The organism is Candidatus Omnitrophota bacterium, from assembly GCA_014728045.1.
Taxonomy (GTDB): domain Bacteria; phylum Omnitrophota; class Gorgyraeia; order Tantalellales; family Tantalellaceae; genus WJMH01.
This window is the reverse complement of the sequence record WJMH01000018.1, coordinates 70,369-94,166: the sequence shown is the minus strand read 5'-3', so window position 1 is coordinate 94,166 and position 23,798 is coordinate 70,369. Positions and strand designations below refer to the sequence as shown.

The 23,798-nt window shown below is 53.6% G+C and carries 28 protein-coding genes and 3 tRNA genes; all 31 read right to left on the bottom strand.

Annotation, left to right across the window (positions count from 1 at the left end):
• Position 1 precedes the first annotated feature (1 nt).
• Positions 2–226 (bottom strand): 4Fe-4S dicluster domain-containing protein, encoded by a 225-nt coding sequence (locus GF409_07100; GenBank protein MBD3426977.1) that lies wholly within the window; start codon positions 224–226, stop codon positions 2–4.
• On the bottom strand, positions 223–2,118 hold the full coding sequence (gene dxs, locus GF409_07095) for a 1-deoxy-D-xylulose-5-phosphate synthase (protein ID MBD3426976.1): 1,896 nt from the start codon (positions 2,116–2,118) through the stop codon (positions 223–225). Before dxs ends, GF409_07100 begins: the two co-directional genes overlap by 4 nt.
• Complete coding sequence (locus tag GF409_07090; protein MBD3426975.1) at positions 2,108–2,341, bottom strand: exodeoxyribonuclease VII small subunit; 234 nt, start codon at positions 2,339–2,341, stop codon at positions 2,108–2,110. The genes dxs and GF409_07090 overlap by 11 nt, the downstream gene beginning before the upstream one ends.
• Positions 2,342–3,586 (bottom strand): exodeoxyribonuclease VII large subunit, encoded by a 1,245-nt coding sequence (locus GF409_07085; GenBank protein ID MBD3426974.1) that lies wholly within the window; start codon positions 3,584–3,586, stop codon positions 2,342–2,344.
• Positions 3,586–4,365: a TIGR00282 family metallophosphoesterase gene (locus tag GF409_07080; GenBank protein MBD3426973.1), complete on the bottom strand. Its 780-nt coding sequence runs from the start codon at positions 4,363–4,365 to the stop codon at positions 3,586–3,588. Before GF409_07080 ends, GF409_07085 begins: the two co-directional genes overlap by 1 nt.
• A gap of 13 nt (positions 4,366–4,378) precedes the next feature.
• Positions 4,379–5,950: a ribonuclease Y gene (rny, locus tag GF409_07075; protein MBD3426972.1), complete on the bottom strand. Its 1,572-nt coding sequence runs from the start codon at positions 5,948–5,950 to the stop codon at positions 4,379–4,381.
• Positions 5,951–6,028: 78 nt separating this feature from the next.
• Positions 6,029–6,619: a 5-formyltetrahydrofolate cyclo-ligase gene (locus tag GF409_07070; GenBank protein ID MBD3426971.1), complete on the bottom strand. Its 591-nt coding sequence runs from the start codon at positions 6,617–6,619 to the stop codon at positions 6,029–6,031.
• A 48-nt stretch (positions 6,620–6,667) separates the two neighbouring features.
• Entirely contained in the window at positions 6,668–7,138 is a 471-nt protein-coding gene (locus GF409_07065; protein MBD3426970.1) for an Rrf2 family transcriptional regulator, read from the bottom strand.
• 21 nt (positions 7,139–7,159) lie between these two features.
• Entirely contained in the window at positions 7,160–7,378 is a 219-nt protein-coding gene (locus tag GF409_07060) for a NifU family protein (GenBank protein ID MBD3426969.1), read from the bottom strand.
• Between the two features lie 103 nt (positions 7,379–7,481).
• A complete protein-coding gene (locus GF409_07055; protein ID MBD3426968.1) occupies positions 7,482–7,871 on the bottom strand; it encodes a hypothetical protein in 390 nt (129 codons plus the stop codon).
• A gap of 7 nt (positions 7,872–7,878) precedes the next feature.
• Positions 7,879–8,874, bottom strand: a complete 996-nt coding sequence (locus GF409_07050) for a DUF814 domain-containing protein (GenBank protein ID MBD3426967.1) — start codon at positions 8,872–8,874, stop codon at positions 7,879–7,881.
• The gene (locus GF409_07045) at positions 8,864–10,195 is read right to left on the bottom strand and encodes an AAA family ATPase (protein MBD3426966.1); all 1,332 of its coding nucleotides are present in this window, start codon (positions 10,193–10,195) and stop codon (positions 8,864–8,866) included. Before GF409_07045 ends, GF409_07050 begins: the two co-directional genes overlap by 11 nt.
• Positions 10,196–10,449: 254 nt before the next feature.
• Positions 10,450–12,480, bottom strand: a complete 2,031-nt coding sequence (locus tag GF409_07040; protein MBD3426965.1) for a phenylalanine--tRNA ligase subunit beta — start codon at positions 12,478–12,480, stop codon at positions 10,450–10,452.
• A gap of 19 nt (positions 12,481–12,499) precedes the next feature.
• Positions 12,500–13,522 carry a phenylalanine--tRNA ligase subunit alpha gene (gene pheS / locus GF409_07035; GenBank protein MBD3426964.1) on the bottom strand — a complete coding sequence of 341 codons (1,023 nt, stop codon included), beginning with the start codon at positions 13,520–13,522 and terminating at the stop codon, positions 12,500–12,502.
• A 13-nt stretch (positions 13,523–13,535) separates the two neighbouring features.
• Positions 13,536–14,243, bottom strand: a complete 708-nt coding sequence (locus tag GF409_07030) for a TrkA family potassium uptake protein (GenBank protein ID MBD3426963.1) — start codon at positions 14,241–14,243, stop codon at positions 13,536–13,538.
• 16 nt (positions 14,244–14,259) lie between these two features.
• Positions 14,260–15,594 carry a hypothetical protein gene (locus tag GF409_07025; protein ID MBD3426962.1) on the bottom strand — a complete coding sequence of 445 codons (1,335 nt, stop codon included), beginning with the start codon at positions 15,592–15,594 and terminating at the stop codon, positions 14,260–14,262.
• 10 nt (positions 15,595–15,604) lie between these two features.
• Positions 15,605–15,952 (bottom strand): 50S ribosomal protein L20, encoded by a 348-nt coding sequence (gene rplT, locus GF409_07020; protein MBD3426961.1) that lies wholly within the window; start codon positions 15,950–15,952, stop codon positions 15,605–15,607.
• Positions 15,953–15,982: 30 nt separating this feature from the next.
• The gene (rpmI, locus tag GF409_07015; GenBank protein MBD3426960.1) at positions 15,983–16,180 is read right to left on the bottom strand and encodes a 50S ribosomal protein L35; all 198 of its coding nucleotides are present in this window, start codon (positions 16,178–16,180) and stop codon (positions 15,983–15,985) included.
• Between the two features lie 49 nt (positions 16,181–16,229).
• Positions 16,230–16,784 carry a translation initiation factor IF-3 gene (locus GF409_07010; GenBank protein MBD3426959.1) on the bottom strand — a complete coding sequence of 185 codons (555 nt, stop codon included), beginning with the start codon at positions 16,782–16,784 and terminating at the stop codon, positions 16,230–16,232.
• A gap of 47 nt (positions 16,785–16,831) precedes the next feature.
• Positions 16,832–18,601 carry a threonine--tRNA ligase gene (thrS, locus tag GF409_07005; protein MBD3426958.1) on the bottom strand — a complete coding sequence of 590 codons (1,770 nt, stop codon included), beginning with the start codon at positions 18,599–18,601 and terminating at the stop codon, positions 16,832–16,834.
• A gap of 49 nt (positions 18,602–18,650) precedes the next feature.
• A tRNA-Val gene (locus GF409_07000) sits at positions 18,651–18,727 on the bottom strand.
• Between the two features lie 95 nt (positions 18,728–18,822).
• Positions 18,823–18,910, bottom strand: a tRNA-Leu gene (locus GF409_06995).
• Positions 18,911–18,942: 32 nt separating this feature from the next.
• Positions 18,943–19,016: transfer RNA gene (locus GF409_06990), tRNA-Cys, on the bottom strand.
• A gap of 134 nt (positions 19,017–19,150) precedes the next feature.
• Positions 19,151–19,585, bottom strand: coding sequence for a hypothetical protein (locus GF409_06985; GenBank protein ID MBD3426957.1), 435 nt, complete (start codon positions 19,583–19,585; stop codon positions 19,151–19,153).
• Positions 19,582–20,391, bottom strand: a complete 810-nt coding sequence (locus GF409_06980; GenBank protein ID MBD3426956.1) for a hypothetical protein — start codon at positions 20,389–20,391, stop codon at positions 19,582–19,584. Before GF409_06980 ends, GF409_06985 begins: the two co-directional genes overlap by 4 nt.
• Positions 20,255–20,794 (bottom strand): phosphopantothenoylcysteine decarboxylase, encoded by a 540-nt coding sequence (locus tag GF409_06975; protein MBD3426955.1) that lies wholly within the window; start codon positions 20,792–20,794, stop codon positions 20,255–20,257. The genes GF409_06980 and GF409_06975 overlap by 137 nt, the downstream gene beginning before the upstream one ends.
• Complete coding sequence (rpoZ, locus tag GF409_06970) at positions 20,791–20,997, bottom strand: DNA-directed RNA polymerase subunit omega (GenBank protein ID MBD3426954.1); 207 nt, start codon at positions 20,995–20,997, stop codon at positions 20,791–20,793. The genes GF409_06975 and rpoZ overlap by 4 nt, the downstream gene beginning before the upstream one ends.
• A 15-nt stretch (positions 20,998–21,012) precedes the next feature.
• Entirely contained in the window at positions 21,013–21,585 is a 573-nt protein-coding gene (locus GF409_06965; protein ID MBD3426953.1) for a guanylate kinase, read from the bottom strand.
• 5 nt (positions 21,586–21,590) lie between these two features.
• A complete protein-coding gene (locus GF409_06960) occupies positions 21,591–22,478 on the bottom strand; it encodes a YicC family protein (protein MBD3426952.1) in 888 nt (295 codons plus the stop codon).
• 24 nt (positions 22,479–22,502) lie between these two features.
• Positions 22,503–23,000, bottom strand: coding sequence for a nucleoside-diphosphate kinase (locus GF409_06955; GenBank protein ID MBD3426951.1), 498 nt, complete (start codon positions 22,998–23,000; stop codon positions 22,503–22,505).
• A 112-nt stretch (positions 23,001–23,112) separates the two neighbouring features.
• A complete protein-coding gene (gene rsmI, locus GF409_06950; GenBank protein MBD3426950.1) occupies positions 23,113–23,778 on the bottom strand; it encodes a 16S rRNA (cytidine(1402)-2'-O)-methyltransferase in 666 nt (221 codons plus the stop codon).
• Positions 23,779–23,798 lie beyond the last annotated feature (20 nt).

Here is a 23,798-nt window from a genome sequence, read left to right as displayed (position 1 = left end):
ACTATTCTTTCTCCCGTATCGTGATCGCGCAGTCTGGGCAGACCAGAGCGCAGAAACCGCATCCCGTGCATTTCTCCGCCTGGTCAAGCACTACGTAGCGTATCCCGCGCTTATTGAGGTTCTCGGACATCTTTAGCGCGCCCGACGGGCATATGTTCACACAGAGCTCGCATCCCTTGCATCTTTCAATGTCTATTTCCAGGGTGATCTTCTTTGCCTCCATCATACCTGCCTTAATTCGCTCTCTATTATACCTGCTATCTCGTCCGGGGTAAGGTGATATTTCCTCAACAGCTCGTCCCTTTCACCGTGTTCTATGAATTCGTCCGGCAGCCCCAGGCACCTTACCCGGATATTCTTTATGTTCTCCCTTTCGGCAAATTCCAGGACGGCACTGCCGAAACCACCGTTAACCACGCCTTCCTCAAGGGTTATTACCTTACGGGCATTGCTGAAAACATCTTCCAGCATCTCTTTGTCCAGGGGCTTGATGAACCTGGCATTGACGACAGATACCTCTATGCCTTTTTTTGAAAGCACTTCGCTCGCAGCAAGCGCGGTATTGACCATGCTGCCTATGGCCAGTATCGCCAGGTCCCCTCCCGAACGGAGCTTCTCGGCCTTTCCTGTCTCCAGGGCGCTGCAGCTGGAAGGGCTTACAAGCTGTCTTGTCCTGGAACGGGGATACCTTATCGCTACCGGCTTTCGCCATTCCAGCGCTTTTTCCAGCATCCTCCCGAGCTCTTCACCGTCCTTCGGGGCCATTACTGTGAAATTCGGCAGACTGCGCAGATATGCTATATCAAAAACCCCGTGATGTGTGGGGCCGTCCTTGCCCACCAGACCGGCCCGGTCAACGCACAGTACTACAGGCAGGTCCTGAAGCGCGATATCATGGATGAGCTGATCGTAAGAACGCTGCAGAAAGGTGGAATATATGGCCACTACCGGCATCATCCCGCCCCTGGAAAGACCCGCGGCGAAGGTCACAGCGTGCGGCTCGGTTATCCCCACGTCAAAGAACCTTTCCGGGTAAAGTTCGGCGAAGCGGCGCAGCCCCGTTCCGTCCGGCATGGCCGCCGTGATGGCAACGATATCCTTGTCCTTCCTGGCGCATTCTTCCATTTTGACCGCGAAATGCTCGGTGAAGGACTTCTCTCGGCTCCGGCTTACACCCGTCCTTCCGGTCTTGATGTCAAAACTGTCCACCCCGTGGAATTTCTCGGGGTCGGCCTCGGCGAACCAGTAACCCTTGCCTTTCTTGGTCACCGTGTGAATGAACACCGGTTCCCTGAGCGTGAATATCTTTTTGAAAATATCCACGAGTTGCTCGATATCATGCCCGTCCACGGGCCCGAAATACCTGAAGCCGAGCTCCTCGAAAAGTATCCCCGGCACCAGGAGGTTCTTAAGACCTTCCTGGAATTTCTTGACGGTCTTATACGCGGCGGGGCCCAGCTTGGGAATACCCTTGACCACCTTCTCGGCCTCCTCCCGCACCTTGTTATATAGCGGGTTCGTGATCACGGTGTTCAAATACCTGCTCATGGCACCGACCGGCTTTGAAATGGAATGCTCATTATCGTTAAGCACGACTATGAGGTTCGTCCTCATGTGCCCGGCGTTATTCATCCCCTCGAAAGCCAGGCCCGTGGAAAGGGAAGCGTCACCTATAACAGCCACCACCTTGTGATCTTCCCCTTTAAGGTCCCTCGCCTTGGCCAGCCCGAGAGCCGCCGAAATGGATGTCGCGCTGTGCCCGTTCGTGAAAGGGTCGTGTTCGCTTTCATCCGCACGGGGAAATCCGCTCAACCCTCCCATTTCCCTGAGCGTGTCAAATATCTTCTCCCTCCCGGTAAGAAGCTTGTGCGCGTAACTCTGATGGCCCACATCCCAGATAATCTTATCCCTGGGACTCTCCAGACAGAAATGCAGAGCAACGGCCAGTTCCACAGCCCCCAGGCTCGCGGCAAGATGCCCTCCTTTACTGGAGGTGACCTGCATGATCCTGTGCCGTATCTCTTCGGCAAGCGTTACCAGCTCAGCCCTATTAAGGCCCTTCAGGTCCTTGGGCGAGGTTATCTTGCCAAGGATGCCCGGGGAATGTTTATTCTTCATCTTCTTCATCGAATTCTTGGGTCTGGAACAGGTCCTCGTCCTTTTTGACAAGAACCTCTATTTTCTTTTTCGCTTTTTCCAGTTTCTTCTGGCAAGACCGTGCCAGCTTTATCCCTTCCTCGTATTTCTTGAGCGAAGCGTCCAGCGACAGGTCTCCCGTTTCCAGCTCTTCCACTATTTTTTCCAGTTTTTCAAGGGCTTTTTCAAAAGGAACTTCCTTCATCTATCTCTCCTTGGTCTGTTTTTCTATTTTCTCGACCCTGCTGGCGACCTTCCCGGAGGCGAAGACCGTCCTGATAAGATCCCCTTCGGCAAGGTCGGAAGCCTTTTTTATTACATCTTTTCCCTTAAAGGTTATGCTGTAGCCTCTTTCGAGGACAGCCAGCGGGCTTAATGCCTCGAGCTTGCCAGCTGCCGCACCCAGCCGGGCCCGGCGCATCTGGCAGAGGTGCTTTATAGAGGAGGCGGCAGACCTTGCCAATTCGTCCACTCTCTGCTCCATCTGGAGGAATACGTTCATGGGCGCTCGAAGCACGTAACTGCTCCTGAGTGAGAGCACCTCTCTCTGGAACCGGTCTATCATGCCGTTGACCGCCGAGTACAGTATCCCTCCCAGCTGCCTGATCCTCCCGCTAAGCTCTTCCTTGGTCGGTACCGCCAGCTCCGCGGCATGCGAGGGGGTAGCGGCCCGGCAGTCGGCCACAAAATCCGATATCGTAAAATCTATCTGATGCCCGACGGCGCTTATTACCGGTATATCCGAATCGTATATGGCCCTTGCCACTGGCTCTTCATTAAATGCCCAGAGGTCCTCCAGGCTGCCCCCGCCCCTTCCTACTATCATGACGTCGACCGGATGCTCTTTTGCCCCAGAGGATGCTATCCATTCGTTGAATTCGTTGAGCTCCCTTATAGCGCGCGCTATCTCGCCGGCGGCATCCTCGCCCTGCACTTTCACCGGGCGCAGTGTGATCTCGATGTTATTATAGCGCCTTTTTGACACCTTAAGGATGTCCCTTATAGCCGCCCCGGTCGGGGAGGTCACGACCCCCACGCGGGCGGGCAGAAAAGGTATGGGCCTCTTGTGCTCTTCGTTAAAAAGCCCCTCTTTCTGTAGCCTGGCCTTAAGCTGCTCGAAGGCGACCTGTAAAGCGCCCCTTCCGCGGGGTTCCATTCTGGTGACGTAGAGTTGGTACTGCCCTCTCTTATCGTAAACGCTTACGCGCCCCCTGGCCAGAACGCTCATCCCGTCCTCGGCCGAGAAACCCAGCCGAATACCGTTACTTTTAAAGAGCACGCAGTTAAGGAGGCTCGATTCGTCCTTCAGGCTGAAGTAGGCATGTCCCGCCGCCGACACCGTCAGGTTCGAAACCTCACCCTCGATCCATACTTCATGGAAAGTATCCTCCAGTACGAATCTGATATCCTTCGTCAATTCCGTTACTGTATAGATCCGGGGTTCTTCCATTATACTTTATACTGGACGCGTTCTATTTTACGGGCCTTGCCCGTGGAAGCGTCTATGTCCACGATAACGCCGTGGACCTCAATCCCCTCAGAAGCGAGTTCAAACCGCGTGGGAAGCTGGGTTATGAACCTGGTTATTATCTGCTCCTTCTTCCTGCCTATGACCGAATCAAAGGGTCCTGTCATCCCGCAATCAGTGATATAGGCCGTGCCGCCCGGCAGGATCTTCTCATCCGCGGTCTGCACGTGGGTATGCGTACCTATGACGGCGCTCACCGCCCCGGCAAGATACCATCCCATGGCAACCTTTTCGCTGGTCGCCTCGGCATGCATGTCCACTATTATGACAGGTGTCCTCTGGCGGAGCTTTTCGATCTCTTCGCGCACCCTGTCGAAAGGACAGTCCACCGCATCCATGAAAACCCTGCCTATTATATTTATCACTCCTATCGTCTGGCCATTACGGACTTCCACGGCTGTCGACCCTTTGCCGGGAACGTTCTTCGGATAATTGGCAGGCCTGACCAGCCGGTCGGTCCTCTCCAGATAATCGTAGATCTCCCTTTTCTTCCAGACGTGATCGCCGGAAGTAAGGACATCCACCCCCGAGGAAAATAGCTCCTCCGCTATCGCGGGAGTAAGGCCGCTGCCTCCGGCGGCGTTCTCGCCGTTGGCCACCACGGCATCTATCCCCTGCTCCTGACGGTAAGACTTGAGCATCTTCTCCAGGGCTTTTCTGCCGGGACTGCCCACTATGTCACCAATGAAAAAAACCTTCATCGCGCCCGCTTCTTTATTTCGCGTATTCTATGGACCTGGTCTCCCGTATAACCACGACCTTTATCTGGCCGGGATACTGCAGACCCGCTTCAATTTTCTTCTTCATCTCCTGCGCCATCACGGCGGTACTGGCGTCATCCACTTTCTCCGGCTGCACTATGACGCGTATTTCACGTCCCGCCTGTATGGCATAGGTCTTCTCCACCCCTTCGAACTCGTTGGCAATCGCCTCCAGGTTCTCCAGCCGTTTTATGTAGGACTCCAGGGTCTCTCTCCTGGCGCCCGGCCTGGCGGCGCTTATGGCATCCGCGGCCTGGGCGAGCACGGCAAGAAGCGTCTTGGGTTCCACGTCGCCGTGGTGCGCCTCTATGGCGTGGGCGACTATGTCCGGTTCCCCGTATTTTTTCGCCAGCTCCGCGCCCAGCTGCGCGTGCGTGCCCTCCATCTCGTGCGAAACAGCTTTGCCTATGTCATGAAGAGCCCCTATGCGTTTGGCCAGGTTCGCGTCAAGCCTCAGTTCGCTGGCCATGGCGGACATCAGGTACGCGGTCTCCTTGGAATGCTGCAAAACGTTCTGTCCGTAACTGGTGCGGAACTTGAGCCTGCCCAGGAGCTTGACCACTTCGGTATGTACCCCGTGTATCCCCAGGTCAAGAAGGGTGTTCTCGCCTTCTTCCTTGATCGTGGCTTCCATTTCCTTCTTCACTTTGGCTACCACTTCTTCTATCCGCCCTGGGTGGATCCGTCCGTCCTCTATCAGTCTCTCCAGGGATATCCTGGCTATCTCGCGACGCAGCCTGTCGAATCCCGATATTATCACCGCTTCCGGGGTATCGTCTATTATGACATCGACTCCGGTAGCCATCTCAAGAGCGCGGATATTCCTTCCTTCCCTTCCGATTATCCTTCCCTTCATGTCTTCCGAGGGAAGGTTAACTACGCTAACGGTGGTATCCACGGTATGGTCGACGGCGCACTTCTGTATAGCGAGCCCGATTATCTTTCTCGCTTCCTTATCGGCCTTGTCGCGCGATTCCTCCTGGACCCTCTTTATCTCGTAGGCCGCATCGGCCCTGGCCTCAGTGGTCATTTTGCTTATGAGCATGCTTTTGGCCTGGTCTTTGCTCATGCCGGATATCTTCTGAAGCCGCGTCTTCTCTTCCTGGACCAGCTGGTCCAGTTCGTTCTTCTTCTGGTCTATCTCCTCGTACTTGTTCCTCAGCTTCTCTTTTCTTTTCTCGAGCTCTTTTTCCTTCTGCTCGATGAGCTCGACCTTGCGGTCTATGTTCTCTTCCTTCTGAAGAAGCCTTTTCTCCAGCGCCAGTAGTTCTTTGCGCCTCTCTTTGGATTCCTCCTCGAACTCGGCCCTCATCTTGAGGGAAAGGTCTTTCGCCTCGAGGATGGATTCCCTTTTGCGCCTTTCCGCTTCCACCTTGGAATTGTTTATGATGGTCTTGGCTTTATCCTCGGCGCGTTTCACCTTCATTTTCGCGGTGTATTTCCTGAGAACATATCCAAGAAAAAAGAAAAATACGCCGCCAAGGATCGAAAAACCCAAGTACGTCCAAAAACTGCTATTGCCCATCTCTAACCTCCCTTTCTATTTGTAAGGGCGGTTGCGGCTCGGTCGACCGGAACAGGATTCTCCCCCTCCGGCGATATGTCAGCTAGACTGGTCGGTTATGACCCGGTCGATCGCCAGGTCGTGGTCATCTGAGGGCAGGGAATCAACTATCTGGAAACTGAAAGCCAGCCCGATCTTTTTCGCCGAACGCAGGTCCCCGCTGGAAAGGAAACGATCGTAAAAACCCTTTCCTCTTCCCAGCCTCATGTTCGTTCTGTCATAAGCTATTGCAGGTACCACGACGAGTTCTATCTCCTTTAAGGATATTTTCCTGGCCGGTCCGTCTTTCGGTTGTCGTATCCCGAAAGGTCCATCTTCCAGACTTTCTATTGCCACAAGCTGCGAAGCTATTAGTTTTTCCTTATTCGGTCCAATATAAGGGACCGCCACCCTCTTTCCGAGTTTCAATGCCTCCTCTATAAAGTAATCGGTGCTCACTTCAGAAGGCAGTGAAACATATGTCATGACCGTCTTGCTGAGCGCGAACTCTTCTGTGGTAAGAAGTTTCTGCTGGATTATCCTGCTTTTTTCTTCCCGCACCGAAGGGTCCTGATCTCGCAAACGCCCGGTTATCTGTTTTCTAACCTCCGCTTTCTGCTGTTTTATTTCGTTCTTCCCGTTATCTTTCATAATATTATACACTAATATATTAAATAAACCTAACTGCTTTTGTTTTTACTAACCCTTGGTTGCCCCGGAAGGATTTCGGGGCACTTTTGAGGACAGTTTTTCCGTCTTTTTCTCGGCAAGGTCCCTTAAGGAGAACTTCTCAAGAGCATTTTTCATGTATTTTTCCAGCTCCGCCCAGACCTCGGTTGATACGCAGCTGGCTGACATGGTGCAGCTGGAACAACCGTCCCTGCCCGTCAGACACCTGCTTGGGAAAGACCTCTTTTCAAGAGCCTTCACTATCTGGTAGACGTTCACCCTCTCGGGGTCCCGGGAAAGGCTGTATCCCCCCTTGGGACCCCGCACGCTCCTGAGAATACCGCTCTTCTTAAGGGTGCTGAAGATCTGTTCCAGATAAATATCCGATATTCCTTCAAGCTCGGCTATCTCCCTGATAGATACCGGGCACGCCGCCCCGTTCATGACTGTCAGGCTTACAAGCGCTCTCACGCCGTAAGAAGACCGCGTGGTCAGATTCATCAAGTCATCTCCCTGGAGGTTTTATTCGGTCACTACTTTTTCAACTCCCGGCACTTCTTTCTTAAGAGTCTGCTCCACCACAGCCTTGAGGGTGAACTGGCTCATCGGGCATCCTGCGCAGGCTCCGGTTAAACGAACCCTTACCGTGCCCCCATCCACCGCCAGAAGCTCGATGTCGCCCCCGTCCCTTTGCAATACCGGACGTATTTTATCGATGGCTTCTTTTACCTTATCTTCCATGTTCATCTCCCTTTTGTTCGGAAGTTTTGATGTTACTATACCCTAGCGTTAAAGTCAACATTCTTCACTTTTTGATCCGCTCCGGGGAAATTGGCAGATTTGGCTATTCCAGCGCGGTAACGGTAGGAGAAAACCCCTTTTCCCGTCTTATCAGCGCGCCAGCCAGCAAATACGCCAGGACCGTCGCTGCCAATGCCAGGGAAAAGCTTATCCCCGGTGAAGATGTCAGATAATGGATTATTATAACGGTTACCACAAAAACCGCCAGGGGCAGGCCGTAGACCATGGCGTAGATCTTCAGCATCATCGCTTCTTCCATTTCGACCATTACTTTTTGCCCGGTCGCGAGCTTTTCCGCCTCCTGCCCGGAAACCGTCAGGCGGCGGGGATGAGCGCCCCCGCAGGAGCAGCATTTGGAGCAGGCTTCATCGGACTGGATCTCGATAACGGCCTGGTCCTTCTCTTTTTTTATCACGGTCCCTTTTTCCTTCATGAGAGTGCTATATCCTTATTTTGTCGATCTTATCCCTGTTTATGGTCCTGGCCGGGATCGTTCTTATATCCACCCCGCCTGACCAGTATTCCACCTGCATGCCGCTCTTTTTCTTATATCTGGAATGCCCCAGAACAAGGGACGCCGCCTTTTCGATGTTGGCTCGCGAGGTTTCCCCCCGTAACAGCGCGTATGGCCCGGCCTTATCCTTAAGGCGGAACACCATATCGGAGCGTTTTTTCAGTTCCAGAAGCTTGTCGTTCTCTTTTTCGTTACGGCCCACTATCACCTTGGTCTGGCCGTCCAGACGGAAGTGTCTGCCGTATTTAAGCAGGGATATCTCATCCTTCCTGAAGGTGCCTGTTCTTACAAGGTCCTCTATCTTCCTGGAAAAGACCGGATCGGTCAACAGACACCCCCCGGAGGGGGAAAAGAACTTCGTTATCCGGTAGTCTCCGGCAAGGGCAAGCTGCGCTTCGCGGGAACGCCCCCTTATGTCCAGGAGTTTTTCTCTTTCAACTATGCCTTCCTTCTCGGGTTCGGTCTCTTTCATGAGCCTGGCCGAAAGCGGTCTCAGCAACCTGCCCTTAAGGCCGGACCTCTTTTCGATTATATCCAGCGCCGCTTTTCTCTGGGACATGGGTCTTTCGCCCAGAACCTCCCCCGTCAGGACGAAACGCGCGCCTTCTTCTTGCATTATCTTTTTGGCCTTGCGCAGCATAAGTATTTTACAGTCTATGCACGGGTTTATGTTAGCGCCGTATCCGTGTTCAGGCCTGCGGAGCACCTTGAGGAAATCCCCTGAAATATCCACGAACCTGACAGGTATCCCCGCCTCGCCAGCGGCCTCTTCAACGCGTGTTTTGAATCCCTCCAGGTCCCGTGAAGCGAACTGCATTATGAAAACGACCCCGAGGACCCCTATCCCCTGATCTTTCACGATCCGCGCTGCCAGCAGGCTGTCGAGCCCTCCCGATATCAAAGCTATGGCCTTATTCCGCACTTTTATTCTTCCCGCTCTTTTTGCTTTTTAAGGCGCCGAGCCACTCCTTCATCCTTTTTTCATATCCGATCTCGCCGGGGGAATAATACTTTCTGGACTTTCTCATGTAATCCTGTTCCACATAATGGTCATCGTAGGAATGGGCATATTTATATCCTTCCCCGCGCCCGAGCTTGGCGGCGCCCGGATAACTGGCATCCTTGAGATGGTCGGGCACCTCCTGGGTCTTTTCGTTCTCGATATCCTTTACGGCCTTCTCCAGGGCCATGTAGGAGGAATTGCTTTTAGGCGCGCAGGCAACATATACCGTGGCTTGCGCCAGAGGTATCCTCGCCTCCGGGAACCCCACGAAATCCGCGGCCTGCATGGCGGCGTTCGCCAGTATGAGCGCCCGGGGATCGGCGTTACCCACATCCTCTGAGGCGCAGATAACAAGCCTGCGGGCAATGAATCTCGGGTCTTCCCCGGCCACTATCATCTTGGCCAGCCAGTAAAGCGCCGCATCAGGATCGGATCCCCTCATGCTCTTGATGTAAGCGCTGGCGGCATCATAATGAGCGTCCCCGTCGCGGTCGTAAACAACCGCTTTCTTCTGAATGGAGTCTTCGGCCTCTTCAAGGCTTATCCTTACCGTCCCGTCCTTCCGGGGCCTGGTGGTAAGCGCGGCTATTTCAAGGGCCCCCAGAGCTTTTCTGGCGTCACCGTCGGAAAGACGCGCCAGATGATCAAGTGCCTCCTCCTGGATCTTGAGATTTGTTCCTCCCAGGCCCCTTTCACTGTCGTCTGCCGCGTGAAGCAAGATCCTTTTTATGTCCTCCTCTTGGAGAGGCTTGAACTCGAACACCTGGCTCCTGGAAAGAAGCGCGGAATTGACCGTGAAAAACGGATTCTCCGTCGTTGTCCCTATAAGAAGGATGTTGCCGTATTCGACCTCGGGAAGAAGGACGTCCTGCTGGGCCTTGTTGAACCGGTGTATCTCGTCCAGCAGAAGGATCGTTCTCCTTCCGGTGAGTTTTTTCTGGCGGGAGGCGTCTTCGGCTATCTGCCTCACTTCCCTGACGTTGCTGGATACGGCGTTACGCCTTACGAACCGGGCCCCGGTCCTTCTGGATATGACCAGGGCGAGAGCGGTCTTGCCTGTTCCGGGAGGGCCGTAAAAAACGACGGACGTGAGCCTGTCGGCCTCTATAGCCCTTCTTAGAAGCTTTCCCGGGCCTATTATGTGCTTCTGGCCGACGAACTCTTCAAGCTTGCGCGGGCACATTTTGGCCGCGAGCGGTTCTTGGACCTCAGGTCCGGTTTCTTTTTCAAAAAGGTCCATATTAGGTTCTTCCTCCGGGTAAAAACAAGGGCCGGATCGTGTCCGGCCCTTGGTCCCATCAAGCCGTGTGCGAAAGAGAATTATAGCCTGGTAATCCCAGGTGGGCACCCTCCTGACGATCCCAAGGGAAGGCCAGAGCCAGGCTCCCATTCATTAAGTGTTGGCTTAATTTCTCAAATCCGCTTCACGGGCCCAACAGGTATTCTCACCTTTATTATATCACTGCGCTAAACACCTATCAATCCATTTTGCTGTCAACGGAATGCCACGCCCAGTTTTTTTCTGATATGGTCCTTGACCCTGGAATGCACAGAATCTATTTCCTCGTCCTTGAGGGTGCGGGTGTCGAGTCCGTACTCAATGCTGTAGGTAAGGCTCTTCTTACCGGCTTCGACCTGCTCGCCGGTATACACGTCAACCAGTTCTGCCGACCGGATGAGCTCCTCCCCCGACTCCAGGATGGCGTCATATATCTGCCTTGCCGGGAGCGATCCTTCACAAAGCACGGAAACGTCCCTCGTGGAGGACGGGAACCGCGGGATGGAACGATAATGATGCGCGAGGTCAGTGTTCTTGATAAGACCGTCCAGCCTTATCTGGGCGATGAACACCGGCTGTTCAATATCATACTTATCCAGAACGCTCCTTCCACATTCGGCGATAAAGCCCGCCTTTTCCCCGGTGATCTTTACTTCCGTTGCGCTTTCGAAAGACTCGATCTCTGCGCGTTCGTAGGCAGGCTCAAGGCGGAAGCCCGTGAAAACGGTATCTATCATGCCTTTTATATCAAAAAAATGCGCTTTACGGTCACCTTCCTCCCAGTTCTTCCTGAGATCGCCGGTAAGGCCCACGCAAAGGGTAAGTGATTCGGAGTATTTACCCTTGCCTTCGCGGGAATATCTCTTACCCAGCTCGAAAAGCCCCAGGTCCCGGTTGCCCCTGTTCACGTTCCAGGCAACGGACCTCAGCATCCCATCGGCAAGATGCGGCGTCAGGAACCTGTGCTGCTCCGAAACCGGATTGAAAAGTCCCACCTCATCAGCGGATATCGCCCGGAACCTTTCTACCGCTTCCCGGCTAACAAGGCTGTAGGTCATGATCTCGTTAAGGCCTCTGGCGGCCAGTATGGTCCTGAGCTTTTCCAGAACCTTTCTCTGGTGCTGCTTCCTAGTGACCTGGGGAACGAGCTTTGTTACCCTGGCCGGTATATTGTGGTAACCATATATTCTGGCCACTTCCTCTATCAGGTCCACTTCCCTTGTTATATCCTCCCTGAAGCTCGGGCCGGTCACGGTAAGGATGTTTTCGTCTTTTTCGTTCACGGTGATGCCCAGCCTGCGGAAAATGTTCTCGACCTGGTCGGTTTCAAGCGGAATGCCGAGTATGCGGCCCGCCCTGGCCATATCGAACTTTATGGTGGGGGTCTCCACCTCAAGGGCGCCCTCATCAAAGAAAGCGCCTATGTCGCCTCCCGCCTCCTCCACGATGAGCTCGGCGGCCCTGTCAGACGCTGGTTTGATCATGCCCTTGTCCACGCCCCGCTCGAAACGGTAACTGGAGTCGGTAGAAAGCCCCAGAGCGTGCGCGGTCCTCCTTACCGATACCGGATCGAAATAGGCGCTTTCAACGAGTATGTTCTTGGTGCTTTCGGTGACCTCGGTCTCTTTCCCGCCCATGACCCCCGCTATGGCTACGGGTTTTTTCGCGTCGGCTATGACAAGCATGCCTTTTTCAAGTTCTCTTTCCTCACCGTCTATGGTCGTTATCTTCTCTCCCTTGGCGGCCTCCCTGACGATCACTCTGCCGCCTTCAAGTTTATCCAGGTCGAATGCATGCAGGGGCTGTCCCTGTTCCATTAAACAGAAATTGGTCACGTCGACAATGTTGTTCACTTCCCGAAGGCCGACCGAGGTTATGTGTCTTCTTATTTTATCGCCGCAGGGTTTGACGGTTATACCGGTTATTATCCTGGCCGTGTATCTGGGGCATTTGCCGGGTGCCTTTATCCGGCATTCCATATCCATTCTCTCTTGGGAGGTTTCGGATATTTCAGCCCGCGGCACGTTAAGGTCCCGGTTAAAGACCGCCGAAGCTTCCCTTGCCAGACCCACGATGTTCAGACAATCGGGTCTGTTGGTGGTTATCTCAAGCTCCATTACCGCGTCCCCGTCGCGCTCCTCCATCTGGCCCACTTCCGAGCCTGACATGGTAAGCCCGGTGGCCAGGTCCCGTGGCCCGGCATGGACGTCTACATATTCTTTCAGCCAGTTGTAGCTTAGCCTCATCTTCCTCTCCCCGTTATTTCTATCTGAACTGATTAAGGAACCGGATATCGTTCTCGTAAAAAAGCCTGATGTCGTCTATACCGTATTGCAGCATGGCGATCCTTTCAACCCCCATGCCAAAAGCGTACCCGGTGTATTTGCCTGCGTCATACCCCACCGCCTCGAAAACCTTGGGGTCTACCATGCCCGCGCCCAGTATTTCGAGCCAGCCGTTGCCCGAACAGACCCTGCAGCCCTTGCCCTTGCACATTATGCAGGAGATGTCCACTTCCGCGCTGGGTTCGGTAAAAGGAAAGAAGTGCGGCCTGAGGCGCATCCGGATCTCTTCCCCGAACATACTCTTGCAGAACATCGAAAGCGTTCCTTTCAGGTCCGCGAAGGTTACATCCTCATCCACCATCAGACCTTCCACCTGGTGGAACATGAACGAATGCGTGGCATCGACGGTGTCAGGCCTGTAGACCCTGCCCGGCATGATCGCCTGCACCGGGGGCGGCTGGGTCTGCATGACATGTATCTGGACGTTGGATGTGTGGCTCCTGAGGAGGTTCTCCCCCTCTATGTAAAAAGTGTCGAAAGCGTCCCTTGAGGGATGGTCCAGCGGTATGTTAAGAGCCTCGAAATTGTAGAACTCCGTCTCTATCTCCGGGCCTTCGGCTATCCGGAAACCCAGCGAGACGAAGATGTCGTTTATCTTTTCCATGGTCTGGGTTATCGGGTGAAGAGAGCCGAGCCGCTCGGTTATCCCGGGCAGGGTAACATCGATCCCTTCCTGCTTCTTTCTCGCCTTTATCTGCTGCGCCTCTTCGCGGGAAGAGGAGATCGCCTCCTCGAACTCCTTCTTGAGTATATTGGCCTTTTTCCCCACCTCTTTTTTGAGCTCCGGGGAAAGGTCCCCCAGGCTCCTGAGTATGCGCGTAAGTTCGCCCTTGCGTCCTGTGTATTTTATCCTTACCTCTTCAAGAGCCTTCTCCCCGGCCGCGGCAGCAAGTTCCGCCTTGAAATCCTTTTTTATGTCATCAAGCCTGCTTAATATATCCATCTATCCCCCTGAGCTAAACTTGTTCCTCCTTGGCCTTCTTCTTAAGTTCGTCTATCTTATCGTTCTGGCCGAAAACCACCAGTATGTCGCCCGAGGCGACAACGTCATCCGCCTGAGGCGTGACGTTTATCGTCTCTTTTTCCTGGGCTTGATCTCCCTCGGCCTGCAAGACCTTCTTCTTGATGGCTATCACGTTCACTCCGTGCTTGGCGCGAATGTCAAGCTCCCTGAGTGTCTTGCCCACGAACTCTTCCGGAGGCAGTATCTCTATTATGCTGGAGTCGCCGGTAAGACCTATGTGATCGAGTATTTTGTCCGAAGTGGATATAAGCGTGTCCGCCAGCCGGTCGCCCATGTCCCTTTCCGGGAGCACCACCCTGGTGGCCCCGATCTTCTCAAGCACCTTTTTATGCTGGACGCTTATGGCCTTGCATACTATCTCGGGTATCCCCAGGTCCTTCAAAAGAAGTGTTATGAGTATGCTGGACTCGATGTCCGTGCCTATCCCGCATATGGCCACGTCCACGTCCTGGAGCCCGACGCTCCTTACCGCTTTTTCATCGGTCGCGTCCAGGCAAACCGCCTTGGTGACTATGTCCATCATGTCGTGAACATATTCCTCGTTCCTGTCTATCGCTAGGACCTGCTGGTCCTTGTTGGCCAGCGCGCGCGCCACGCTGGCGCCGAACCTGCCCAGGCCTATCACTGCGAACTGTTTCATTTGATACCTCCCCCTCTTATCCTACCATGAGGTTCTCTTCGGGAAAAACAAAATTGTCCTTTCTCTCCCTGAAAGCCACGGCTAAAGCCAGCGTCAAGGGCCCCACCCTCCCGGCGAACATGGTCGCGGTTATGCAGAGCTTGCTCAAGTCATTGAGCCCGGGGGTTATCCCGGTAGAAAGCCCTACGGTACCGAAAGCCGAAGTCACCTCGAAAAGGCTCTTGATGAAAGATCCCCGCCCTCCCTGGAGATAGGTGAGCACCATCGTCGCGCCGAACACCCACACAAGCGCAAGGAAGAAAATGACAAGCGCTTCTCTGATGACCTGTCTGGGTATGGAGCGCCCGAAAAGCATTACCCTGCGCTTGTTCTTGAGCATGTTGATGACCATCGAAAAGATAACCGCGAAAGTACAGGTCTTGATGCCGCCGCCGGTCGATCCCGGCGAAGCCCCGACGAACATCAGGAATATTATGAATATAAGAGACGGCGTCGCCAGTTTGGCGATCGGAAGAGTATTGAACCCCGCGGTCCTTGCGGTCACCGACTGGAAAAAAGCTCCCCATGCCCTTTCGGGCCAGGTCATCGCCCTCATAAGGTTATCCTTCTCGAACAGAAGAAGAAGCACCGCGCCGGCGATTATCAGCACGGCCGAGACCGTAAGGGCGACCTTTGACTGCAGGCTCACCCGTCTTTTCACGCCTTTTGAGGAAAAGAACTTAATAAGGTCCATTATAACGATGAACCCTATGCCCCCGAAAAAAATGAGGAACATCATCGTCAGGTTTATCACCGGATCGCTCTCGAACCTGGTAAAACTATCCCGGAAAAGGGAAAGCCCCGCGTTACAGAACCCCGAGACCGAATGGAACACCGCTTTCTCAAAGATCTCCATCGTACCCCAGTCGGTGGTCGCTTTCCACCGCAGGAAAAGAGAGGTCGCACCGACCGCCTCGAAGGCCAGGGTGATGGACAGGATGTACATTACAAGTTTCCTGAGGCCCAGGATGTTATGCCTGTCTAGGGTGCTTCTTATTATATCTGTCTGCTTGAAACCGATCCTGCGGCCCAGAAGTACCGCGAAAAGGGTGGAAAAGGTCATTATGCCCAGTCCTCCCGCCTGGAAGAGGGCGAATATCACCCATCTTCCGAAGGTCGTGAAATAGCCTCCGGTATCCTTGACCACAAGGCCGGTAACACAGGTGGCCGAGGTAGCGGTGAACAGGCTGTCCACCATGCTCAGCCTTCCCGGCCCGTAGGTCGCCGCGGGCAAGGACAGAAGTACCGTGCCAATAAGTATGGCCCCCAGAAAACTAAGTATCAACAGTTGCGGAGGGGTGAACCTTCCCATTCGTCGGTCTTTACGGTTTTACCTGTTTTACGAGCGCCTTAAACCCGCGGTTATCGTTGGCGGCAAGATCGGCTAGTATTTTCCTGTTAAGTTCGATCTTGGCCTTTTTAAGCCCCGAGATGAACTTGCTGTAGGAAATGCCTTCCTGCTTGCAGGCTGCGGCTATGCGGGTAATCCAAAGGGCGCGATAATCCCTTTTCTTGCGTTTTCTGCCGTCATAGCTGTTTACCATGCTTTTACGCTCGGCTTCCTTAGCCGTACGGTAGAGCTTTGACCTGGCGCCACGCTGGCCCTTTACCGCCTTCAGGGTCTTTTTTCTTCTTTTATGCGAACTTGTCGCGTGTTTTACTCTGGACATTTTTTCTCCTTCAGTTCAGTCTTTGCCGGCTCACTCATACGGCAAAAGGTTCTTGACCTTTTTCTCCATGGTCTTGTCCACGGTCGTGGCCTTCTTAAGAGAGCGCTTTCTTTTACGCGTCTTCTTGGTAAGAATATGCCGGGCCCCTTCCTTTCGCCGTTTGACCTTGCCGGTCTTTGTGATCTTAAAGCGTTTTTTCGCTCCTTTATTCGTCTTCAGTTTAGGCATTTTTCTCCTCTTTTGTGTCTTTTTTCGCTCCCCGAGGGGAGGTCTTCTTCTATCCGCTTTTGGGCACCAGCGTCATCGACATGGTCCTGCCCATCTGTTTGGGTTCGGACTCCATCTCGCCAAGGGCGGCGACATCGTTCGCTATCCTGTGCATCAGTTCCCTGCCCAGTTCCTTGTGCGCCATTTCCCTGCCCCTGAACCTGAGCGAAACCCTCACCCTGTCCTTCTTCTCAAGGAATTCTTTTATATGCTTCAGTTTTACCTGGTAATCATGTTCTTCTATCCGGACCTTGAACCTTATTTCCTTAAGGTGCGTCACATGCTGTTTCTTCTTGGCCAACTTCTTTTTCTTTTCCTGCTCGTATTTGTACTTGCTGTAATCCATTATCCGGCAAACCGGCGGATCGGAGTTGGGGGACACTTCCACAAGATCAAGCCCTCTTTCCCTGGCAAGGTCCAGTCCTTCTTTTGTGTCCACCACGCCTTTCTGGTCTCCGTCCTCGTCGACCAGCCTTATCTTGGGCACCCTTATGCGGGTGTTCACCCTGGTCTGGTCCTCGTATCTTTTCCTCCTGTTGAATCGTGGCTTTTTGCTGTAAGCGATGTCTGCCTCCTTGGTAGTTTATTCCGGGCGCTTCTGCCGGCGGCGGGTCATTTCTTCTGTTCCGTCTCGCGGCCCAGCAGACCCAGGAAGTCCCCAGTATCCATAACTCCCATTTTTCCCTGTTTACGGCTTCTGAGAGAGACCGTGCCATCGGCCTTCTCGCGCTTTCCGACCACGGCCATGTAAGGGATCTTTGCCAGCTCTGCATCCCTTATTTTCTTCTGCATCTTTTCGTCTCTTTCATCTATCTCCACACGGAAACCTCTCCCGTGAAGTTCTCCGGCCAGTTCCCGCGCGTAATCGGTCTGTTCTTCGGTTATGGGTATCACCTTGACCTGCACGGGTGCCAGCCACAGGGGAAAATCCCCTCCGTAATGCTCGATAAGCGCCCCTATAAAGCGTTCCAGACTACCCAGTATGACCCGGTGAAGCACGATGGGCCGTTTTTCCTGCCCGTCCTGGTCGACGTATTTGAGGTCGAACCTCTCCGGCAGAGCGAAGTCACATTGTATGGTCGCGCATTGCCAGGACCTGCCCAAGGCATCAGTGAGCTTGATGTCGATCTTGGGTCCGTAAAATGCGCCGTCACCCTCGTTTATGTCGTACTCCAGGCCTTTGGTCTCAAGAGCCTTCTTAAGAGCCCCGGTGGCTTCCTCCCAGTCCTGTTCCGTGCCTATGAACTTTTCAGGACGAGTGGAAAGCTCTATCTCGAACTGGCTGAAACCGAAAACCTTGAGCGTCTCGTCAACGAAGTCTATGACCTGCATGACCTCCGACTCCACCTGTTCGCGCAGGCAGAATATGTGGGCGTCATCCTGGGTAAAACCCCTCACCCTCAAAAGACCGTGGAGAACGCCTGACTTCTCGTGACGGTAGACCGTACCCAGCTCGAAATACCTTATGGGCAGATCCCGGTAGCTCCTGGTCCTGGAGGAGTAAACGAGTATGTGCCCGGGACAGTTCATCGGCTTTACCCCGAACTCCTGGCCCTCGCTCTGGAAGATGTACATGTTCTCCTTGTAGTAGTCGTAATGGCCGGATTGTATCCAGATATCGCTCTTAATTATGTGCGGGCTCGAAATAAGTTCGTATCCCTTCTCCAGGTGCTTGCCGGTTATGTAATCGGCTATTATCCGCCTCAGCATGGCGCCTTTCGGATGATAAAGAACAAGCCCGCCTCCCATGCGCTCGCTGAAGCTGAACAGTTCCAGTTCCCTGCCCAGTTTCCGGTGGTCCCTTTTCTGGGCCTCCTCCCTGAGGCGCAAGAACTCATCCAGCTCTTCACGGCTCTCAAAAGCCGTTCCGTATATCCTCTGCAGCATGGGGTTGGACTCCTCCCCCTTCCAGTAAGCGCCCGCCAGCGAAAGCAGTTTAAAGGCGCCTATCTGGCCCGTTCTGTCTATGTGCGGCCCCCGGCACAGGTCAAAAAAATCGCCGTGGAAATAAAGTGTTATCTCCTCGTCCTCGGGAAGCTCTTCGAGCATTTCCATCTTGTAGGTCTCGCCCTCTTCCTTCAGGATGCCGGCGGCTTCTTTTTTGCCTACTACCTTCTTTTCGAAAGGGAGGTCCTTTTTTATGATCCTTTTCATCTCTTTTTCGATCTCCGGCAGGTCTTCCGGGCTCAGGGAGAAACTCGCGGAGTCCTCACCCGGGGGATTCTCACAGCCGGTAAAATCAAAGTCATAGTAGAACCCGTCCTCTATCGCGGGGCCTATTCCCAGCCTGACCCCGGGGTAAAGTTTTTTTACCGCGTCCGCCATCACATGCGCCGCGCTGTGGCGTATCTTATCAAGTTTAATGTCCGTTTTCTTTGCCATGTTCTCTAAGCGCAAAAAGACACAGCCCTCTGTGTCCCGTGTTGAAAAATGGTGGGCGATACGGGATTCGAACCTGTGACCTCCACGATGTCAACGTGGCGCTCTAACCAACTGAGCTAACCGCCCACCCGATCTCTATCAGTAAAAGATTACCATAAAACGGGCGCCAATTCATCAAAATTCCCGGCACCCTGATTATACCTGCCTCTCTTTCCCACTTATGGTGGGCGAGGAGGGAATCGAACCCTCACGGTTTATTCAACCGAAGGATTTTAAGTCCTTTGCGTCTGCCAGTTCCGCCACTCGCCCCTTAAAGAACCGTAGGGACTCTCTGGTTTTAGTGGAGGCGCGGACCGGAATCGCACCGGTGTACGCGGTTTTGCAGACCGCTGCCTATCTACTCGGCCACCGCGCCCTGGAGCATACATGCTCAATAACGGGTTCATTTACCTAAATATAGGCACTATTACCAGTTATAGTAAACAGTTAAATTATCATACACCCGATTAAATGTCAATCGTCTTTCCCGGGGATCACTGAAAAAGATCCTTATTCTTCCACCCAGTCCACTGCACCGTTAACAAAGAGCACGTTCATCCCTCCGCCGGTATGGCTTGTCTGCTTGTCCCTGAGAAGCGTGGCCCGTGACGGGCTCCTTACCGTAAGGCCCGCGGTATAAATATAATCGGAAGAAGATGTCGTCCCCTGGGCCTTGCTCGCGGGGCAGTCCATGAGCCTCTCATCGGCAAGGTACTCTTCATCGTAAAGGGTCTTTATCGCCGGGGGAAATTGTCCTTCGTGCTCTATCGCGTAAATATATAAAGCCCTTCCTATCTTCCTGAGGTTGTTGGAACAGGTTATCTTCGCCAGGCGCTGGTTGCTGTAGCTTATGAAAGGCCACATCAGAGCCGTCACTAGTATGACAATGGCCAGCACCATCATGACCTCTCCCAGAGTAAATCCTTTATGGTTTTTTACGTTCATATAAGCCCCTGCACCCTGTCAAGCACCTCTTCGGCCATTTTTTCCTTTGTCACAGCCTTCAGCTCGGCCCCTTCAAGGTCCTTGCCGATAATGATATAATCGAACTTTCTGCCCCGGCCCTCTCCGAAGGGATCTTTCCCCCCGCCGGCGGTATTGGCGATCACCATGTCCAGGCCCTTGGCGGTGAGTTTCCCCCGCGCGTTCTCGGCGGTCTTCTCTGTCTCCAAAGCGAAACCTACTTTAATGAACCCGGGCCGTTCATCCACGCAGCTGAGAATATCCGGCGTCTTTACCAGTTCCAGCTTGAGGCGGCCTTGCGTCTTTTTTATCTTTTCCCTGGCCGCCCTCTCGGGCCGGAAGTCACAAACCGCCGCGGCCATTATAAGGCAATCGGCTTCCCCCGCCCTTGCCAGGACCTCATCCTTCATCTGTTCGGCGGTCTCAATGCGGACCAGTTCGGCTCCTTCCGGCGCGTCCATCCCTGCCGGTCCCGTTATAAGGCAAACCCGCCAGCCCCTTTTAACGGCCGCTCTTGCCAGGCTGTACCCGGCCGCTCCCGTGGAACGATTTGAGATATACCGAACCGGGTCTATCGGCTCTACCGTCGACCCGGCGGTGATCAGTATTTTAAGGGGTTCTTTCGTCTCTGCGTGCACCGCATGCTCCCGGCTATTTGGAAAGTAATTGTTCCGCTTTCTCGACGACCTTCTCCAGGGGAGCAAGATGTCCTTTGCCCTGTTTGTCGCAGGCGAGGCGCCCTTCGGCAGGTCCCACGAAGTGATAGCCGTACCCGCGGAGAGATTCAATGTTCCCCTGCACGATGGGGTTGGCGAACATTTTGTCGTTCATCGCCGGGGCGAAAAGCACCGGCCCGTCCGATGCGCATACTGTGCAGGTAAGTGCGTCATCGACTATTCCCGAGGCTATCTTCCCTATGATATCCGCCGTTGCCGGCGCTATGAGGATCAGGTCGGCCTCTTCGGCCAGCGAGATATGCACCGGGTTCATCCCTCCTGTCCCGCGGAAAAGACCCGTTACGACCTTCTGCCGGGTAAGTGTCTCCAGGGTAAGCTCCGTCACGAACTTCTCTGCGTCGGGCGACATGACGCACCGGACGCCGTAACCCTTCTTCCGCAGAAGGCCGATGATCTCGCAGGCCTTGTACGCGGCTATGCTGGCTGTGACACCGAGCAGGATGTTCTTCTTCATTTCTCTTTCCCCTCGAAGGGTTTTATCTTGACTTTTCCCTCGGCTATCTCGCGGATAGCGACCGTTGTCACCTTTTCCTTGGGATTGGCTTCCACCAGTTTTTTCATGCCCACGTTGAGTTCCATCGCTCTCATAGCGGCAAGATTGCACAGTTTGTATACGCTTCCTACTTCGTTCATAAGCTTGTCCCTTGATATGTACATTTCACCTTTTCCTTTTTAAGTCGCCCGCTCCCGGGCGGTTTCTATTATCTGCCTCAGTTCCCCCACCGCTTTTTCCAGGTCATCGTTGACCACAAGATAATCGTACTCGTCCGCGGCCTTTATCTCTTCTTCCGACTGGTTAAGTCTCATTGAAATCTGTTCTTCTTCTTCGGTCTTCCTGTTCAAAAGCCTTTCGCGCAGCTCTTTCATCGACGGAGGCATGATGAAAATGCTCAGACTCCCGGGATAAAGTCTTTTAACGGCCTTTGCGCCCTTGACGTCGATGCTGAGGATGATGTCCTCTCCCTTTCGGACCGCCTCCTCTACCTGCGCCTTGGGAGTGCCGTAATAATGCTTGAAGTTCTTCTCCCACTCGAGCATCCGGCCCTCCTCGATGCTTTTTTCGAACTCTTCTTCGGACAGGAAAAAATAATCTTCCCCGTCCTTCTCTCCTTCTCTGGGCGGTCTTGTCGTGCAGGAGACCGATCTTTTTATGCCTTCTGTCCTTTCCAGGAGGCGGTCAACCAGGGTTGTCTTGCCGCTGCCCGAAGGGGCTGAAACTATTATTATTAGCGGTTCCCTGGCCATCAGAATTATTCCACGTTCCTTATCTGTTCTCGCATCTTTTCGATCTCGCTTTTAACCTCGATAACGGATTTGGATATCTTGAAGCTGCTCGACTTGGCGCCTATGGTATTGGCTTCCCTCTGCATTTCCTGGGCTATGAAATCCAGCTTCTTCCCGACATCGTGCTCCGGGCTCTTCAAAAGGTCCTCGTATCCGTCGAGGTGGCCCTCCATGCGGGTGACCTCCTCGGTTATGTCGCAGTTCTTGGCGAAGGCGGCGACCTCGTTCTCGACCCTTTCTCTGTCAAGCATCTGTTCCGCTTCCAGGTCCTTGATGGCGTCCTTGAGCTTTTTGCGGAAATCGGCAACGCTTTTTTTCTCGTGTTTTTTTATCCGGCGCATGTTCCTGCGGATCTTGCCAAGGCGCGACTTGAAATCCCTGGCAAGCTGCGCGCCTTCTTTATCGCGAAAGTCGACAAGCTTATCAAGCGCCTTTTCCAGAACCTCGCGTATGTGCGGCCAGAGTTTGGTCTCCTCGTTATGGTGCGTGCCTGTTTCCACGACCCCGGGGAAAGAGAGCAGGTCCCTTATCTCCAGCTCGCCTTTGACAGCTATATCTTTCTGCGCCTTTTTGATCTTCCTTACATATTCGCGAGCTATCTTTTCGTTGACCTGGATCTTCTGCAGGCTCTTCTGTCCGGGAATGTTCTCCCTGGTTATCCTGACGAATACTTTCCCCCGGCATATCTTTTTCTCAAGGACCTTTCTTGCTTTCTCCTCCAAAAGGAAAAACCCGTTCATGGGGTTGCACGTTATGCTGAGACTCTTGTGGTTCAAGGTTTTTATCTCGGCCGTTATCTCCCCGTAGGGCGTCTTCTTGCTGCTCTTGCCGAATCCCGTCATGGATCTGATCATGTCCGCATCATCCTTTTCGGGCCCTCAAGCCCACCTGTTGATTTTCAGCTTTTCTTCCGTCTCGGTCACCGGGTATATGTCGACTATGATCTCGTCCGGCTGAAACCACAGTTTTATCTCCCTTTCCGCGTCCTCAAGATCCGCCGAAGCGTGTATGACGTTCTCATATACCCCCGCGGTGGTTATCCTGCCGTAGGCGCCCCTGATCGAGACCGAATCGGCTTCCTCGGGATTGGTCTTGCCGCAAAGCTCCCTGACCTTGCCGATAGCGCCCTCCCCCCAGTATACCAGCGCCATCACTTTTTTCTTATGGTATTCTCCCATGATGTATTTGAGAAGGTCCTCGAAAAACGGTTTGTCCCGGAGCCCCTGATAATGTTCCTCCGCAAGCTCGCGCGATACCCTGACTATTTTCGCGCCGACTATATCAAGCTTTGTCTCCGAAAGTCTGGTAAGTATATTGCCCGTCAGGGATTTTTTAAGCCCGTCGGGTTTAATAAGGACCAGCGTCTGTTCAAGCATTTTGCCTCCCGTTATGATGCTATCCAGCCGTATATTATTAGTAGCTGAAAGAATATTTTAACAACTCGCGCCAAAAAGTCAAGCGCTGCACGCACTTACGGCTTGCTCCCGCCTAAAAGAGAACTATGAACTCCCCTCTCGGCTTGTTTTCCGTGTAATGCCGGAGCTGTTCGCTGGCCTTCTCTCTTCTTACCTCTTCGAACTTTTTGGTCAGTTCCCTGGCCAGGACTATCTGCCTGTCCCCGGCCACTTCCAGAAAATCCTCAAGGAACCTCTTCAGTCTGTGCGGCGACTCGTAAACAATGACGGTCCTCTTCTCGTTCTTGAGCGCATCAAGCTGTTTGCGCCTCTTTGCCGATTTATTGGACAAAAAGCCTTCGAAAACGAATTTGTTCGTCGGCTTTCCCGAAAGGACCAGCGCCGTTACAAAAGCCGCCGGCCCGGGAACTGCCGTTACCGGTATTTTTACATCGATGCACGCTGCTATGAGCGCGGTACCCGGGTCCGAGATACCGGGCGTTCCCGAATCTGATACCAGGGCGACGCTCTTTCCCTCAAGAAGTTTCCCAACCAGCTGCGGGGTCTTTCTTGCCGCGTTGTGGGAATGAAAGCTCGTGGCCCGAGTGCCTATCTCGTAAGTCCCCAGCAGTATCCCCGTTTTGCGGGTATCCTCCGCGGCTATCAGATCGACCTCGGAAAGCACCCGCTTCGCCCTGAAGGAGAGGTCTTCGAGGTTGCCTATTGGGGTGCTCACTATGTAAAGTGTCCCGGATTCCATGATTGATCAAGTAAACGCCC